Consider the following 15,533-nt stretch of genomic DNA (forward strand, 5'->3'; position numbering starts at 1 on the left):
CCGACCCTTTTCAAGGTCAGATCGAAATGCTCACCCTCTTGGGTAAACACTTCGATTTGATCTTGTGGTGGAGGTTATCGGACTCGAACCGGTGACCCCCTGCTTGCAAAGCAGGTGCTCTACCAACTGAGCTAAACCCCCTTATCCGGGTGCCCTCAGCTTTTGGTGGTGGGCCCAAGTGGACTCGAACCACCGACCTCACGATTATCAGTCGTGCGCTCTAGCCAGCTGAGCTATGGGCCCGTGAGCCCCCACCGCTCCCCTTACGGCGTGCGCCCTCTAAATTAAACAACGTGACCCCTACTTTGCACAGACGTCTGACCTTAGGACGTTACAAAAACCTATCGGCTTTTGAACTCTCCTTAGAAAGGAGGTGATCCAGCCGCACCTTCCGATACGGCTACCTTGTTACGACTTCACCCCAATTATCGAACCCACCTTCGGCCGCGCCCCCCTTGCGGTTAGGCTACGGACTTCGGGTGTTCCCGACTCTCATGGTGTGACGGGCGGTGTGTACAAGGCCCGGGAACGTATTCACCGCGGCATGCTGATCCGCGATTACTAGCGATTCCAACTTCATACAGGCGAGTTGCAGCCTGCAATCCGAACTGGGATGGCTTTTAGGGGTTTGCTCCACCTCGCGGTCTTGCTTCCCTCTGTTGACCACCATTGTAGTACGTGTGTGGCCCAGGACATAAGGGGCATGATGATTTGACGTCGTCCCCACCTTCCTCCGTTTTGTCAACGGCAGTCTCGCTAGAGTGCTCTTGCGTAGCAACTAACAATAAGGGTTGCGCTCGTTGCGGGACTTAACCCAACATCTCACGACACGAGCTGACGACAACCATGCACCACCTGTCACCGGTGCTTCCGAAGAAGAAGGTGTATCTCTACACCGGTCACCGGGATGTCAAGCCCTGGTAAGGTTCTTCGCGTTGCTTCGAATTAAACCACATACTCCACCGCTTGTGCGGGCCCCCGTCAATTCCTTTGAGTTTCAACCTTGCGATCGTACTCCCCAGGTGGGATACTTATTGTGTTAACTGCGGCACGGAGGGGGTCAGACCCCCCACACCTAGTATCCATCGTTTACAGCGTGGACTACCAGGGTATCTAATCCTGTTTGCTCCCCACGCTTTCGCGCCTCAGCGTCAGTTGCTGTCCAGCAGACCGCCTTCGCCACTGGTGTTCCTCCTAATATCTACGCATTTCACCGCTACACTAGGAATTCCGTCTGCCTCTCCAGTACTCAAGAACTACAGTTTCAAATGCAGGCCACAGGTTGAGCCCATGGTTTTCACATCTGACTTGCAGTCCCGCCTACACGCCCTTTACACCCAGTAAATCCGGATAACGCTCGCCACCTACGTATTACCGCGGCTGCTGGCACGTAGTTAGCCGTGGCTTATTCCTCAGGTACCGTCACTTGCTTCGTCCCTGAGAAAAGAAGTTTACAACCCGAAAGCCTTCTTCCTTCACGCGGCGTTGCTGGGTCAGGCTTGCGCCCATTGCCCAATATTCCCCACTGCTGCCTCCCGTAGGAGTCTGGGCCGTGTCTCAGTCCCAATGTGGCCGGCCAACCTCTCAGTCCGGCTACTGATCGTCGCCTTGGTGGGCCGTTACCCCGCCAACCAGCTAATCAGACGCGAGTCCATCTCAGAGCGATAAATCTTTGGCAGTCAGAGCCATGCGACCCAACTGCATCATGCGGTATTAGCAGATGTTTCCACCTGTTATTCCCCACTCCAAGGCAGGTTACTCACGCGTTACTCACCCGTCCGCCACTAAGTAACTCACTCCATTGGACGAATCCTCTGTCATGAGCACTCCGTTCGACTTGCATGTGTTAAGCACGCCGCCAGCGTTCATCCTGAGCCAGGATCAAACTCTCAATAAAATGGTATTTAAAGAACCGAAGTCCCTCAAATCATATTATCGAAACTTTTCCAAGCTTCAAAGAAATTTACGGTCATCCGTTTCAAGCTTCGCTTGTCTTCGAACAACCAAATCCATATCTGGTGCTTTTCGTTTGTCACGTTGTTTAATTTACAAGGTACACGCCGCTCCGTGCGGCGGGTTTTTATCTTACCACATTCAGTTCGCTTTGTCAAGAACTTTTTTCGAGCTTTTTCAAACTCTTTTGTTCCCTCATTCGCCGCTCCCTTAGTGGCTTGCTGCTGCCCTCGCGGACAGCTTGATTAGGTTACCACACTTCATTGCCTTTGTCAAGCACTTTTTTTCGCCAGTTTCAAACTTTTTTCGTCTGTCCCCTGGACCGCCTCGTGTGGCTCCCTCCGCTCCCCCGCAGGGCTTGCCCCTGCCGCAGAGCGCTTGCTTATATTAGCAAACACTTCCTCCCTTGTCAACACTTTTTTCCCACTTTTTTCCCCTTTTTTTATCCCCTCCTTACCTACACTATATCTTCCCCTCCTTCACTCCCTCCTACCACTATATCTGGACCGCCCTTCTACCTGTCCATCTGTCAAGAACAAATATACACCAGATTTCCACCTTGCGGAAATTCCTTGTTTGTGGTAACCTTATTTCATCCATGGCCGAGCAAATACGCACCACTGACGGCCAAGAGGCCACACGCCTCTTATCATATAGGGAAGTGATCCAAATGCCCATCAAGATTCCCGACTCTCTGCCCGCCCGAGCCACGCTGGAGGGGGAAAATATCTTTGTCATGACGGAATATCGGGCCATCCATCAGGATATGCGTCCGCTGAATCTCCTTATCCTGAATCTAATGCCGACCAAAATCGTCACTGAAACGCAGCTGCTTCGCAAGCTGTCCAATACGCCTCTGCAAATTCAGGTGGAGCTCCTTCAAATGGCTAGCCACGTTTCCCAAAATACGGATGCCAGCCATCTCGCTTCCTTTTATACTACCTTTGACCAAATCAAGGATAAACGGTATGACGGTATGATCATCACCGGCGCGCCGGTAGAAAATCTGGATTTCGCGGATGTGGACTATTGGCCGGAGCTGTGCGACATTATGGAGTGGACCAAGACTCATGTCCATTCCACTCTCCATGTGTGCTGGGGGGCTCAAGCCGGCCTCTACTACCACTACGGCATTCCCAAATACTCTCTGCCCAAAAAACTGTTCGGTGTCTTCCCACATACTATTATAAAAAAACAATCCCCCCTGTTCCGGGGATTTGATGATATCTTCTATGTCCCCCATTCCCGGCATACGGAAAACCATCTGGATGATATCCTGGCCCGCCCGGAACTAGAACTGCTGGCCGTATCGGATGAGGCCGGAGTTTTTGCTGTCAAAAGCGAGAACAACCGCCGCTTCTTTATCACCGGCCACCCGGAATATGATCCGGACACGTTGGCCAACGAGTACTTTCGGGATATCAACAAAGGTCTTGATATTGATGTTCCCAAGCATTATTTTCCCGGCGATGACCCCCGACAGTCACCCGTTGTCCGCTGGCGTTCCGCCGCACAGCTCTTTTACACCAACTGGCTCAATTATTATGTATATCAGACTACTCCCTATGACCTGTATCAAGGCCAACTGCAATGATAATAAAGCTGGTCCCCGAATGGAAGTTTCGGGGACCAGCTTTTTGTTATCTCAAATCTCAGGTCTACTGCTCCAGCACCTCTGTCTGCTCCAAGTAGCTGCCCACAATCTCCTTCAGAAGCGCAAAACAGTCTACCGCAAATTTGGGGTAGTACACCATATCCTGATACACCAAATCAAAGCGCAGGGATCGTTCCAAGCCCCGTACTGGTAGGATGCAGAGAAATCTTTCCTCTGGGCAGCTTCGGTTCCCCTTTATAATGGTAGGCAGAAATATTTGAGGACAGAAGGACGCCACATATCCAGTGCGACACGCCTCCTCTAATACGTTGTAATCACTGACTGACAACAGATTGTCTATCGTCACCCCATTTGTGACCAGGTGCTGGTCAATCAACTGGAAGGCTGTACTTTTTCCATAATTCATAGCAAAGGGCAGGCCTTGAAAGTGTTTCAAGTCAATGCCGCTCCTTAGGCCGGCTATTGCCTCTTTCTCCAGTCCGAGGTATTTTTTGAGATAGGAGACGGAGGCAATCAAATAGATGCTCTCCCGAGCCAGAGGGACCGACTTCATTCCAGGACGCAGAGCTGTATTGACACCCAAAAATCCATCCAGCTCACCGTTCTCCAGCATCCTTTCCATTGCGGAGGTCTCTCCCGGGACCAGCTCGAGCCGCACCTTCGGATATCGAGCATGATACTGCACAAAGAACAGAGGAATGATCAGGCGGGCTCTTGCATAGTTTGTACCTAATCTCAGGGTGCCAGCAGCCCCCTCCTCCAGTTCGGCCAATTCCGCTTCCAACCCGGACTCCAAATTTTTTACCCGCTGCAGCGTGCGCTGTACCGCTTCCCCCGCCGGAGTAAGGGACACCCGTGGACGCCGGTAGAAGAGCGGGGTTCCATAGCACTCCTCCAGCCGCCGGATATGGTCACTGAGCCCCTGTTGGCTGAGGAAAGCACGGGCCGCTGCCCGACGGAAATTGAGCTCCTCCGCCAAGATCAGAAAGAGTTTCTCACTATTTGTCATCTGTCTCCCCCCTTTCATGGTAACATACACGGCATTTAATAACAAGTATTTACTTGTTGATTTACAGAGTACAACTGTTTTACATAGAATCAGTTTTTCTCTATACTATATTGTATCAGAGCGGACACATACCACAGCAACCACTATATTATCATTTCAATTAGGGGAGGCAAGACCTAGATGGCAGAAAACTGGAAGGGGGTCCATGACCCTGATAATATCCAGGAGGGCTATTTCACCGGCCTGATGAATTCCTGCGGATACCGCATCAAGGATTTACGCAAACCTATCATCGGCATCGCAAATTCTTACACGGATGTCAATCCCGGTCACCGAAGCTTTGGCGAACTGGTCAAGTTCGTAAAGGAAGGTATCTGGTCCGCTGGCGGCGTACCGGGGGAGTTTAATGTCCCCGCCCCCTGCGACGGCATGGCCCAGGGCACAGGGATGCATTATATCCTGCCCCAGCGTGATTTGATCGCGGCCAGCATTGAATCCATGGCCAACGCCCACGGCTTTGACGGCCTTGTCTTCCTATGCAGCTGTGACAAGATCGTCCCCGGTATGCTTATGGCTGCCGCCGCGCTCAATAAACCCTGCCTTTTTCTCACTGCCGGCAGCATGGTGCCCTATGAGGCGGAGGAGGGCACCTATGTGACCCCTGATTTGAAGGAGTCTATCGGCGCCCGGAATATCGACAAGATCAGTGAGGAAACCTACACTCGTTATCGTGAAAACATCTGCTTTTCCTGCGGTACCTGCAGTATGTACGGGACCGCCAATACCATGGGCGTTTTTGCCGAAGTCATCGGCCTGTGCCCCATCGACAGCACCACCATGCTGTTCTGCTCTGCGGCTAAAAACCGTCAGGCCCGGGATGTGGGTGAACGCATCGTTCAGCTTGTGAAGGAGAACGTCAGGTTCAGCGATATCGTCACGGAAAGCAGCCTGATAAACGGCCTCCGTCATGTAGCGGCTACCGGCGGATCTACCAACGCCCAGCTCCACATATGCGCGCTGGCCCGTGTGATGGGTATTAAGCTCGATATGGGAGATTTCGACCAGATCCAGCAGCATGTCCCCTGTATTGCCAAGTTCAAACCCTCCTCCCAATATAATATCTATGACTATTACAAGGCCGGAGGCGTGGGAGCCACCCTCAAGGCGATCCAGCAGTATTTGGACCTGGATGCCCGTTTGGCTATGGGCGGTACTCTGGGCGAATTTTTGTCCGCCTTCAAACGGAAAGTAAACGCCGAGATCATTCACTCTGTCGAGGACCCCCTGTATCCTGACGGCAGCTTTGCCGTGCTATACGGCAATTTGGCCCCCAACGGCTGCATCGTGAAAAAGAGCGGCGTGGTCCCTGAGATGTTCCACCACCGGGGGCCGGCTGTGTGCTTCGACTCTGAGGACGACCTGCGCAAGTTTATGGCAGATAGGGCCGTCAAGCCCGGCAGCGTCCTGGTCATCCGCTATGAAGGGCCCAAGGGAGGCCCAGGCATGAGGGAAATGTCCATCCCCGCCGCTATGCTGGTGGGCATGGGGCTGCACACCAGCTGTGCCATGGTCACCGACGGACGCTATTCCGGCGCGACACGGGGGCCCTGTATTGGCCATGTCTCCCCCGAAGCCTGGGATGGCGGTCCCATCGCCGCGGTCCAAGACGGGGATATGATCGAGATCGATATTGACAACCACACCATCCATCTGGAAGTAAGCGAGGAGGAGATTGTCTCCCGTCTAGCTAAGATTCGCCGTCCCGACCGCCCTGTTAAGGGCGCGTTGGCCGCCTACCGTTCCGCCGTGGAGGGGGTTGACAAAGGTTGCGTCTGGTTATACGGAGACGAGCAATAATTTCCCTACATTCTATTTTGTTATATTCTTTGATATATATTTTACTAGAACAGGGGTCCATAGGTTGAAACCTATGGACCCCTGTTTTTTCTTTTGATTTTCCTTAAACATACAGCTCAGACCGAGACCAGTATGCCTCATGCTTCTCCAACATCTCTGTGGTCCTGTAGCGCTCCCATCCTTCCCTACTGCCGGACCAGGGTCTTTAGATTCTGGTCCGCTCTTTTTCGCCTGTCCAGTTTTATCCCATTTCAACTATTGAAAACTGCCCATAATTATTATAGTATAAACAGGGACATTTCCACCCCGGAGCGCAGTGTTTCCCTTTCAACGGGGAAGCGGCATCTCCGTTCCCCCTGCGTAACAGTTACCGGCGGCGGGTCACCCACACCATTTGGATGAGAACGTCCCCCAACCGGCCGGCATGAAGGAGGCTTTACTTATGTCTGTCACCTTTCAGGATATTCAAAACTCCGTGGAAATCCGCACTTATATTACCCAGGCGGACGCTTCCCTGATCGCTCTCGGCTTTACTGAACATTCCTTTGCCCATGTGGGCCGGTGTGCCAACGTAGCCGCCAGGATTCTGAACGAGCTGGGCTATCCCGCCCGAGAGGTGGAGCTGGCTCGGATCGCCGCCTTTATGCATGACATCGGTAATGTGGTCAACCGCCATGACCACGCCATCAGTGGAGCCACCATGGCCTTCCGCATTCTGGACAAAATGGGGATGGAACCGGCGGAGGTGGCCACTGTCATCACCGCCATCGGCCACCACGACGACTCCACCGCTTTTCCCGTAAACGCGGTGGCTGCCGCCCTGATCCTGGCGGACAAGACCGATGTGCGCCGCAGCCGGGTGCGCAACAACGATGTCATTAACTTCGACATCCACGACCGGGTCAACTACGCTGTGGAGCGGTCCGAGGTGCTGCTGGACACCGTGTCCGGAACCGTTACCCTCTCCCTGACCATTAACACCCAGGTCTGTGCTGTCATGGACTACTTTGAGATCTTCCTTCAGCGTATGGTGCTGTGCCGTAAAGCGGCGGAGTTCTTTCACCTTCAGTTCCATCTGGAAATCAATGGGCAGATTTTGCTGTAATTCGTTTTTCCCTGCGGCCGCTTATGAGGCGGCCGCTTTTTCTTTTTCCCCATCCATTCTGTTGCCCACTGTAACCACACTGTAACTTGATTTTCTATTACTTCAAGTGTAGTATGTTTTTAAGGACTACATTTGACGTAATAAGGAGCTATCTGACATGAAACGACTTCCTGACACCGAACTGGAGGTAATGAAGGCCCTGTGGACCTCTGGGCCAGGCACTCCGCGCGCCCAGCTGGACCAAATCCTGGCCCCTTTCGGCTGGTCTCCCAACACCATCAACACCTACCTCACCCGGCTAGTGGCGAAAGGGTTTGTGTCCGTTCGAAGGGAGGGCAGGGGCAACCTGTACACCCCTCTCATCCTTCGGGATGACTACCAGGCCTTTGACAGCCGGGCAGTGGTGTCTCGACTGTACGGTTCTCCCCGAAACTTTGTGGCCGCTCTGGCGCGGGAAGGCTTGGACCGCCGGGATCTGGATGAGCTTCAAGCCCTGCTGAACGAGTTGAGCGGAGGGCGGGATCATGGATGACTTTCTTCTCACTTTAGGGGCGCTGACTCTAGGCGGATCAGCGGCTATTCTCCTGCTGTCCCTAGCATCCCGCTCCACCCGCTCCCTCTATGGGGCCCGGTGGCGGTGCTGGGCCTGGCTGCTCCTTTGTCTGCGGCTGGCGGTTCCCTTCCCCCTGCTGCCCCAAGGGCAGCGTGAAGCCGCCCCTATCCAGCTCCCCACTTTTTCTGATTCCATCATCTACCAATCGCGCCCTGGCGGCGGAGAACAATCTCCCCCTGAAGGTCAGAGCGGGGAGGCGCCCGGCAAGGCCGGCAGTCAGGGGAGCACGGTTTCTTCTTCCTACTCCGGCGGTCAGCCGGACCCATCCTGGGATGAGCCTTTCTCCCTGTCCCTCTCCCAACTGGCTGGGGCATTGTGGCTGGTAGGAGTAACTGTGGTTGTGCTATGGGCCGGGCTGGCCCACCTGCGCTTCCTGCGCTACCTCCGACGCTGGTCCTCTCCTGTCGTGGACAGCGACACTGTGCGTATTTTCAACCAGTTAGGGGACAGCTTGGGCCTGGGCCGTCGCCCTCGGCTGCTGGCGTGTCAGGGGCTGAAGGTGCCCATGCTGGCCGGTTTGCTGAGGCCCGTTCTCCTGCTGCCCCAGGATAAGCTGTCGGGAGATGCTCTGCACTACTCCCTCCTCCATGAGCTGACCCACTTCCGCCGCCGGGACATCTGGCTGAAGGCCCTGGCCCTGTGGGTCAATGCCCTTCACTGGTTCAATCCCTTGGCCTGGTATATGGTCCGTCTGGTAGAGCGGGACACGGAGCTGGCCTGTGACGAGGCGGCGCTTAACACACTCTCGCCGGAGGAACACGCCGCCTACGGGCAAACCATCCTGTCCGCTGTGTCCCGTCTGAGAAAGGAAGCGCCATGAACAGAACGTCCCTCCCCATTTCCCCTTTTACCACCGCCCTGTCCGGCTCGGCCAGGGAAACGGAGCTTCGCATCCGCAGCATCTTCCAGTGGAAGCGCAGACGCCCGCCTCTGCCTCTGCTGATCCTCCTGCTGGCCGCCGCCCTCCTGTGCGGCAACCTGGTGTCCTGCCGGACGGAGGAGCCTGACCTGGCCCAGCTTCTTCTGGAGGCGCACGAAAATTATCCCTATGATGGTGGCCGTATGTCCTCTAAGCTCCTCCTGTCCCAGGAAGGGGAGGGCTGCACCCTGGCCCTGGCTCTCGTAGACGGCGGCTCTCACCCCGCAGGGCTGGGCAATCTGATGCTGGGCCTGTGGGACGGGAGGGAGCAAGACTGGCGGGGCCCTGTCCGACAGGTGGCTGGGGATGACGGCCTGTTCTCCTCCTGGACCGATGCGGAGGGCATCCTCAACATTTTGTGCACCAACACCTCCACCTGGACCGGCATTGAGGGAGCCAGCACCGTGGCCCACTACCGCTTTGACGGCTCCAGTTTGGAGGAGGCGGCCCAGTGGGACTACTACAGTGACGACGGTCTCTCCGACCAGAAGGCCGTTCCCGTGGAGGGCGGCCTGGAGCTGTACTCCCTCAACCCGGAGTGGGGCTATCCCGACAGCATCCAGTCTGGCAGTCCCATGCCGGAGCAGTGGGTCTATTCCCATTTTGAGTCCATTGGCAAAGCAGGCATCTCCGCCCATACCGCCGCCTACTCCGTTCCCCTCACAAGCCAGCGGGATCTGACTCTGGAACTTCGTTCCGACAGAGCCAAGAGGGACGTTTTTTTCTCCCCTCTCAAGGAGATTCTGGTCTACGAGGACGGAAAGCTGCTTCAATCCATTGACGTCCCCGCTCTGATGGCCAGCGACCAACCCATTCAGGCCTACCGGTGGGACACACATTCCGTTGATATCTACCCCGCCTTCAGTCTGGCGGAGGAACCTCAGTATCTCTATGAGGGTCTGTTTTTCCGGGAGGAGTCCGCTTTTGGCGGCCAGGAATTTGGAGATTTCAACTTCGACGGCTACACCGACTTTGCCATTCCGGCGGTGGAGGCCTCTCCCCATAATGTGACCTACGCCTATTTTCTTTTTGACCCCGCGGCGGAGGAGTACATTTTCTCTTTCCTCATGTTCAGCCCGCCGGAGCTGTTGAAGGAGGAGGAGCTACTGGTGGAGCATGAGCATGACAGCCAAACCGTCCAGCGCCGCTATTATTCCTTTGACCGGGAGGGACGGCTTGTGTTGGTGCGGCAGGAAACCGAGCTTTACGGACAGCCCTCTGACTCCCTCTCCCCTGAGCCTTATCCCGGCCCCGCCGAGGCAGCAGAGGCATTCCGGCAAGTGATGGCCGGAGACGCTCCTTTCCGTTCTGTATCAGAAGACGGCAGAGAGTATTACCTCTCTCAAATCAACGAGCTGATTTGGAATGACCCTGCGGTGAACGCCTATGCGGAGCAATTTGCCGTGGCCGATCTGGACGATGATGGGACGCCGGAGGTCATCATTCTCACCAACCAGCACATCCACTCCGAGCCCATTCTGGTCCTGCGCTGGCAGGATGGGCAGATCTACGGCTACAATGAGGTGGGCCGGGGGATGCAGGGGCTGAAGGCGGACGGCACCTCCGGCTGGTCTGACGGTGCCTTTCACAACGGCACCCACCGGGACCAATACACCTCCAGCGGCGATGGCCCTGACCGGCGGGAGCAGCTCTATCTCAGTGAATTAATTGTGGCAGACGGTTCAGGGGAATTCTATCTCAGCGGCCAAGAGGTCACCCAGGCAGAGTATGAAGCCGCCGAAGCGGCCCAGGACGCCAAGCCTGACGCGGTCTGGTACAACCTTCTCCCGGAAACCATCGCCGACCTGTTTGGACAATAGGAGGAAGGGCCGCCCTGTGCCTTCGCCCCCCTAATTCCTAACTCCCATCCCAACTCTCCATTCTCAACCGGAGGTGTCCCATGAACAAAATCCCCTCCTCCCCCTTCGCCACCCGCCTGTCCGGGTCGGCCACAGAAACGGAGCTTCGCATCCGCAGCATCTTCCAGTGGAAAAAACAGCGCCCGCCCCTGTGGGCCATGATCCTCACCGGCCTTGTCATCCTCTCCTGCGGCGGGCTGGTGTCCTGCCAGGCCCAGGAGGAAAGGCCCGCCCCCGGCGGCCTCTCCGGAGATCCGGACCCCGCCCCCGTCAGCAGACCCGCGGATTCCTCCCTCCCTTACGATCTGGAGACAGTCTCTTTGGACGGTCTGACTCTGGATGATAGTGGGACGGAAGACGACCGGGTCACCGTCACCTCCTGCCGGGTGGACGCTTCTGACCGGGAGGGGCTGACCACAGTGGAGGTCACTCTGGGCGGCGGGCAGACCGCTGTCTGGGAGCACCCCTTCCCCTGCTTCCCCAACATTGTCCCCCTGCACCTCACCTCACCTGACGTGCAATCCCTGGTCATCGAAATGGCAGACCGCACCTCTAATTATGGGGCCGCCCGCTACTTCATTCTGGAAATGGAGGACGGCGCTCTGGCGGAGCGGGGCCATATCGGACTGTGGGATGACCCGGAGTGTGACCTTTTGCCCGATGAGGCCGTCCTTTACGGTGCGAAGTGGGCAGAGCGGGAGGACAGCGCGCTCCAGGCCCTGCGGGTCCCCGTACTGATCGACAAGTGGCATGACCCCTGTTATATCACGCTGACCTGGGAAGATGGTCAGTTTGTATCAAAGGCCGACGACTTCTTCACCGACCGGGAAACGCTTCCCCTGCCGGACGGCGGGGAAGTGACCATAGAGTTGGAGGGCCGCTGGGAAAACAGTGACACAGCCCGGCAGACGCTTTATTACAGTGAGATCCGGGTTTTGGAGGGGACCCGCCTGCTCCAAACCATCACACCCCCGCACGCACTGCCCCAGCCCCGTGCCTTCGACTCCGATACCGCCGCCCAGGTCACCCCTCCGGCGGCCAACGCCCCGGCGCTGGGCTTCAGTGCAGAGCGCCAGCTTCACGCCCTGGATCTCCGGGATGTGAATTTTGACGGCTTCACAGACCTGGGCCTTCCCTGGGACACCACCCACAACGATGTCCACCTCTGGTACCTGTGGGATCCGGCGGCCGGACAGTTCCGGTATTCCTTCGCCCTCCAAGGGGATCTGACTATCGATGCGGAGCGGCATCTGCTGATCGAAACCCGCTGGGAGGAGGGCCCCCACACCTATTCCTTCAATGCCCGGGGCCAGATCTGCTGGCAGGGGCCGTATGAGATGTGACTGCCGCCCCTTTTTGCTCCAGGACAAAAGGAGGTATATTCAGATGAAAAAAATTCCCCGCTCCCCCTTCGCCACCCGGCTGTCCGGGTCGGCCAGGGAGATTGAGCTGCGAATCCGCAGCATCTTCCAGTGGAAAAAACAGCGCCCGCCCCTGGCCCTTTTCCTTCTCATGCTGGCCATCGGCCTGCTGTGTGGCAATCTGGTGTCCTGCCAGAGCAGTCCGGCAGGCGTTCCGGAGGATCCCCCCGCCCAGAGCGGCGAGGCGTGGAGCACCCGGTCCGTTCTGGACGCCCTGTCCCAGTGCTTCGCCGCCGCAGAGTCGTTCCCCGACGGCATGGAGCGAGAGCTGCTGGATACCGTCGGCACCGGCGAGGATGTCACTCTGGCCGCGGCCCATTTTTACGACCGCTATCCCCGCTACTCCCTGGTCATCGGCATGGTGGACCGGGCGGGGCAGGTGGTCGGAACGCCCTTTGAGGTCCGGGGCTCCGGTGGTCGGCCCTATGTGGCCGCCTTTGTAAAGGACGGGGTGGAGTACCTGCTCTACACTGGAAGCAGTGCGCACCAGGCATACAGCAGCGGCCAGGCCGGGGTCATCCGTCTGGACGGAGGCGACTTCTCCTGGGTGTGGCCGGTGGAGGGGGACATCCGGGATGAAAGCTCCCAAGCTTACCGGGACTACAACGCCTATTGGGAGGAAAAAAAGCCCCTGATGGCCCCTGGCGGCGTAGATATTTTTACGGAAAACCAAGACTACGGCTCCTATGAGGGCTCCCCCGTCCAGTGGGTCCCCGACCACAATGAAACCTTCTGGTATACTGCCGAACAGGACCTGCCCATTGGCGTCTACTATCAGAGCCGGGGATGGTTGGAGGAATTTACCCGGCATGAACGGAACCCCTGGAACGCCTTGAACACCTCTGCCCTGTGGCAGATCGTATCCCTAGCCCCGGCGGACGGGGTGTACCGGGACAGAAACTATGACGGGGAGGCAGTCTATGAGCTGAAGGCCCGGGCGGACAGCGGAGATGACCTGTGGTTTGCGGCCTCCCTCCTCTTTGACCACAGCGGAGAGCGTCCCATCCAGATCCAGAGCTGGAGCATGGGCACAAAAGCGGAGATAGACAGTGCCGGCGGAGGGGCCGATCCGCAGCAGCCGGACGAGGCCCTCTACACCCTGCTCCGGGACTGGTATGACGGCCAATACCCCAACGGCCGGTGGTATTTTGTTTCCGACCAGCCCAGCGCCCCCCGGGAGGGGGACGTCCGACTTGGCCCTGTCACTTATGTCGGGGAGGTCCCCACAGACAGCGGGGCAGCAGCGGTCTACGAGATCGTCATATCCCGTTATACGCTCCACCGTGCAGACGAGAATGACCCCGGCTCCTGGGACTTCTTCTCCGCCGACACCCAGTTCATCGTCCTCCGGCTGGATGGGGAGGGCATACCCACCCAGGTGCTGGGCGTCGCCCCCACGCAGCCCAGCCGCGATATCCAGGCCATCGTCTATGAGGCCCCCTATGGCCTACTCAGCGGTGATGTGACCTTCCTCCGGGACGGCTGGAACACCCCTATCGGCCCGGGGATGGATCTGTCCTTCTCCTGCCTGGACACCGGGAGCTGGGAGACGGAGCAGTTGGAGGGCTATGAACCCATCTACAACCCCGGCGACTACTGGCACCGGGTCTCCGCCAACTACCCAGAGGGTTCCTTTACCGCCCTGTGCTATCACAGCGCGGCAGACGACGCCGACTCCATCCACACCCTGGAGGCCTCCATGTCCGACCTGTACACCCCCCGGGGCATCCGGGTAGGGGCCAGCCGGGCGGAGGTGCTGGCCGCCTATCCAGAGGCTCTCACCGGCGACTACTGGGGACAGTATCCGGAGGAGCCTGATCTGCTGGCCTATCTGCCCTGGAGCGGCCACGACCCGGAGCAGGTCTCCGACCTGTCCCAGCTGGAGTTTTCCCAGGGGCTGGGCCCGGCGATCCTGTTTTTCTTTGACGGGGACACCGTGGAGCGCATCGTCCTTACCAATATGTTCAACTGACCGCAGGGCAACAAACGGCAGCTTTCCGGCAAGATATGCAGGTCAAAACTGAAAAAGCTGCATTTTTTCAGGGCTTTGCCCAATTACACGGAAAAAATATTGTTTAAAATATTCCCCCCCTTTCCTCTTGCGTTTGCACAAAAAAACAGGTATACTGGGGTCCATAAGAGCGGGGCCGGGTTTCCCCGGCCGACCCCCGCCAGCGGATCTGGCACCATTTTACTTATTTTAATTAGGAGGAACACAGTATGAAAGTCGCATTGTTCGGCGCCGGCACCATGGGCCGGGGCATCGCCCAGGTCTTTGCCGCCAAGGGCCACACCGTCCTGATGTACGCCAGCAGCCCCGCCTCCGCCCAGCGCCACAAGGATACCTTGGGCAAGTCCCTGGCCAAGCGGGTCGAAAAGGGCAAGATGGCTCAGGAGGCTATGGATGCCCTGATGGCCAACGTTCTGATCCCCCAGACCCATGAGGAGGCCGCCGACGCCGATCTGGTCATTGAGTGCGTCAAGGAGGAGATGGCCACCAAGAAGGAGCTTCTGAACGAGCTGGACGGCTTCTGCAAGCCCGAAACTGTCTTTGCCTCCAACACCTCCTCTCTGTCCATCACCGAGATGGGCAACGGCCTGAAGCACCCCGTCATCGGAATGCACTTCTTCAACCCCGTGCCCTCCATGAAGCTGGTGGAGATCATCCGCGGCGCCAACACCACCCAGGAGACCTTTGATTTCATTTACAAGCTGTCCCAGGACATCGGCAAGGACCCCGTCGAGGTGGCCGAGGCCCCCGGCTTTGTGGTCAACAAGATCCTGATCCCCATGATCAACGAGGCCATCGGCCTGGTTGAGACCGGCGTCGCCTCTGTGGCCGACATCGACAAGGCCATGCAGCTGGGCGCCAATCATCCGATGGGCCCCCTGGCTCTGGGCGACTTCATCGGTCTGGACGTGTGTCTGGCCATTATGGACACCCTGTTTGCCGAAACCGGCGACCCCAAGTACCGCCCCGCCCTTCTGCTGAAGAAGATGGTCCGCGGCGGCCTGCTGGGCAAGAAGTCCGGCAAGGGCTTCTACGATTACAGCAAGTAAATCGCCCCATCCAGCTGCCCCCTCCCAAGCCGGAGGGGGCAGTTTTATATGTCAAAAAAAGAGCGGCACTTCGGGCCTTCTTTTCCGGAGGCACCTTCTCCGCCCCCCAATCCAGCCGGACC

10 protein-coding genes, 2 tRNA genes and 1 rRNA gene are annotated in these 15,533 nt (G+C 57.3%); 9 read left to right on the top strand and 4 right to left on the bottom strand.

Annotated elements, in window-relative coordinates; genetic code table 11:
• Positions 1 to 65 precede the first annotated feature (65 nt).
• From MCG44_RS12600 to MCG44_RS12610, 3 genes are all read right to left on the bottom strand, one after another.
• A tRNA-Ala gene (locus tag MCG44_RS12600) sits at positions 66 to 141 on the bottom strand.
• A 25-nt stretch (positions 142 to 166) separates the two neighbouring features.
• Positions 167 to 243: transfer RNA gene (locus tag MCG44_RS12605), tRNA-Ile, on the bottom strand.
• Between the two features lie 123 nt (positions 244 to 366).
• Positions 367 to 1,897: ribosomal RNA gene (locus MCG44_RS12610) — 16S ribosomal RNA — on the bottom strand.
• A 726-nt stretch (positions 1,898 to 2,623) separates the two neighbouring features.
• Between MCG44_RS12610 and metA the strand changes: the two genes are divergently transcribed.
• Complete coding sequence (gene metA / locus MCG44_RS12615; protein ID WP_240288555.1) at positions 2,624 to 3,547, top strand: homoserine O-acetyltransferase MetA; 924 nt, start codon at positions 2,624 to 2,626, stop codon at positions 3,545 to 3,547.
• Between the two features lie 64 nt (positions 3,548 to 3,611).
• Here the strand turns inward: metA and MCG44_RS12620 are convergent, their stop codons facing one another.
• A complete protein-coding gene (locus MCG44_RS12620) occupies positions 3,612 to 4,577 on the bottom strand; it encodes a LysR family transcriptional regulator (protein ID WP_240288557.1) in 966 nt (321 codons plus the stop codon).
• 180 nt (positions 4,578 to 4,757) lie between these two features.
• On the opposite strand from MCG44_RS12620, the gene MCG44_RS12625 reads away from it, so the two are divergent.
• The 8 genes from MCG44_RS12625 (at position 4,758) to MCG44_RS12660 (ending at position 15,411) form a co-directional block, all read left to right on the top strand.
• Positions 4,758 to 6,434: a dihydroxy-acid dehydratase gene (locus MCG44_RS12625; protein ID WP_147573377.1), complete on the top strand. Its 1,677-nt coding sequence runs from the start codon at positions 4,758 to 4,760 to the stop codon at positions 6,432 to 6,434.
• Between the two features lie 442 nt (positions 6,435 to 6,876).
• Positions 6,877 to 7,539 carry an HD domain-containing protein gene (locus tag MCG44_RS12630; protein WP_240288559.1) on the top strand — a complete coding sequence of 221 codons (663 nt, stop codon included), beginning with the start codon at positions 6,877 to 6,879 and terminating at the stop codon, positions 7,537 to 7,539.
• A 157-nt stretch (positions 7,540 to 7,696) separates the two neighbouring features.
• The gene (locus MCG44_RS12635; RefSeq protein WP_147573375.1) at positions 7,697 to 8,071 is read left to right on the top strand and encodes a BlaI/MecI/CopY family transcriptional regulator; all 375 of its coding nucleotides are present in this window, start codon (positions 7,697 to 7,699) and stop codon (positions 8,069 to 8,071) included.
• Positions 8,064 to 8,972: a M56 family metallopeptidase gene (locus MCG44_RS12640; RefSeq protein WP_186853119.1), complete on the top strand. Its 909-nt coding sequence runs from the start codon at positions 8,064 to 8,066 to the stop codon at positions 8,970 to 8,972. Before MCG44_RS12635 ends, MCG44_RS12640 begins: the two co-directional genes overlap by 8 nt.
• Entirely contained in the window at positions 8,969 to 10,891 is a 1,923-nt protein-coding gene (locus MCG44_RS12645) for an XAC2610-related protein (RefSeq protein ID WP_240288561.1), read from the top strand. The genes MCG44_RS12640 and MCG44_RS12645 overlap by 4 nt, the downstream gene beginning before the upstream one ends.
• 80 nt (positions 10,892 to 10,971) lie before the next feature.
• The gene (locus MCG44_RS12650) at positions 10,972 to 12,273 is read left to right on the top strand and encodes an XAC2610-related protein (protein ID WP_240288563.1); all 1,302 of its coding nucleotides are present in this window, start codon (positions 10,972 to 10,974) and stop codon (positions 12,271 to 12,273) included.
• Between the two features lie 43 nt (positions 12,274 to 12,316).
• Positions 12,317 to 14,323 (top strand): hypothetical protein, encoded by a 2,007-nt coding sequence (locus MCG44_RS12655; protein WP_240288565.1) that lies wholly within the window; start codon positions 12,317 to 12,319, stop codon positions 14,321 to 14,323.
• Positions 14,324 to 14,571: 248 nt separating this feature from the next.
• Complete coding sequence (locus tag MCG44_RS12660; RefSeq protein ID WP_147573370.1) at positions 14,572 to 15,411, top strand: 3-hydroxyacyl-CoA dehydrogenase family protein; 840 nt, start codon at positions 14,572 to 14,574, stop codon at positions 15,409 to 15,411.
• Positions 15,412 to 15,533: the final 122 nt, after the last annotated feature.

It is taken from the genome of Lawsonibacter sp. OA9 (assembly GCF_022440585.1).

Excerpts from the sequence above, each read along its gene's own strand:
- metA (WP_240288555.1), top strand. The coding sequence starts at position 2,624 with ATGCCCATCAAGATTCCCGACTCTCTGCCCGCCCGAGCCACGCTGGAG.
- MCG44_RS12620 (WP_240288557.1), bottom strand. The coding sequence starts at position 4,577 with ATGACAAATAGTGAGAAACTCTTTCTGATCTTGGCGGAGGAGCTCAAT.
- MCG44_RS12625 (WP_147573377.1), top strand. The coding sequence starts at position 4,758 with ATGGCAGAAAACTGGAAGGGGGTCCATGACCCTGATAATATCCAGGAG.
- MCG44_RS12630 (WP_240288559.1), top strand. The coding sequence starts at position 6,877 with ATGTCTGTCACCTTTCAGGATATTCAAAACTCCGTGGAAATCCGCACT.
- MCG44_RS12635 (WP_147573375.1), top strand. The coding sequence starts at position 7,697 with ATGAAACGACTTCCTGACACCGAACTGGAGGTAATGAAGGCCCTGTGG.
- MCG44_RS12640 (WP_186853119.1), top strand. The coding sequence starts at position 8,064 with ATGGATGACTTTCTTCTCACTTTAGGGGCGCTGACTCTAGGCGGATCA.
- MCG44_RS12645 (WP_240288561.1), top strand. The coding sequence starts at position 8,969 with ATGAACAGAACGTCCCTCCCCATTTCCCCTTTTACCACCGCCCTGTCC.
- MCG44_RS12650 (WP_240288563.1), top strand. The coding sequence starts at position 10,972 with ATGAACAAAATCCCCTCCTCCCCCTTCGCCACCCGCCTGTCCGGGTCG.
- MCG44_RS12655 (WP_240288565.1), top strand. The coding sequence starts at position 12,317 with ATGAAAAAAATTCCCCGCTCCCCCTTCGCCACCCGGCTGTCCGGGTCG.
- MCG44_RS12660 (WP_147573370.1), top strand. The coding sequence starts at position 14,572 with ATGAAAGTCGCATTGTTCGGCGCCGGCACCATGGGCCGGGGCATCGCC.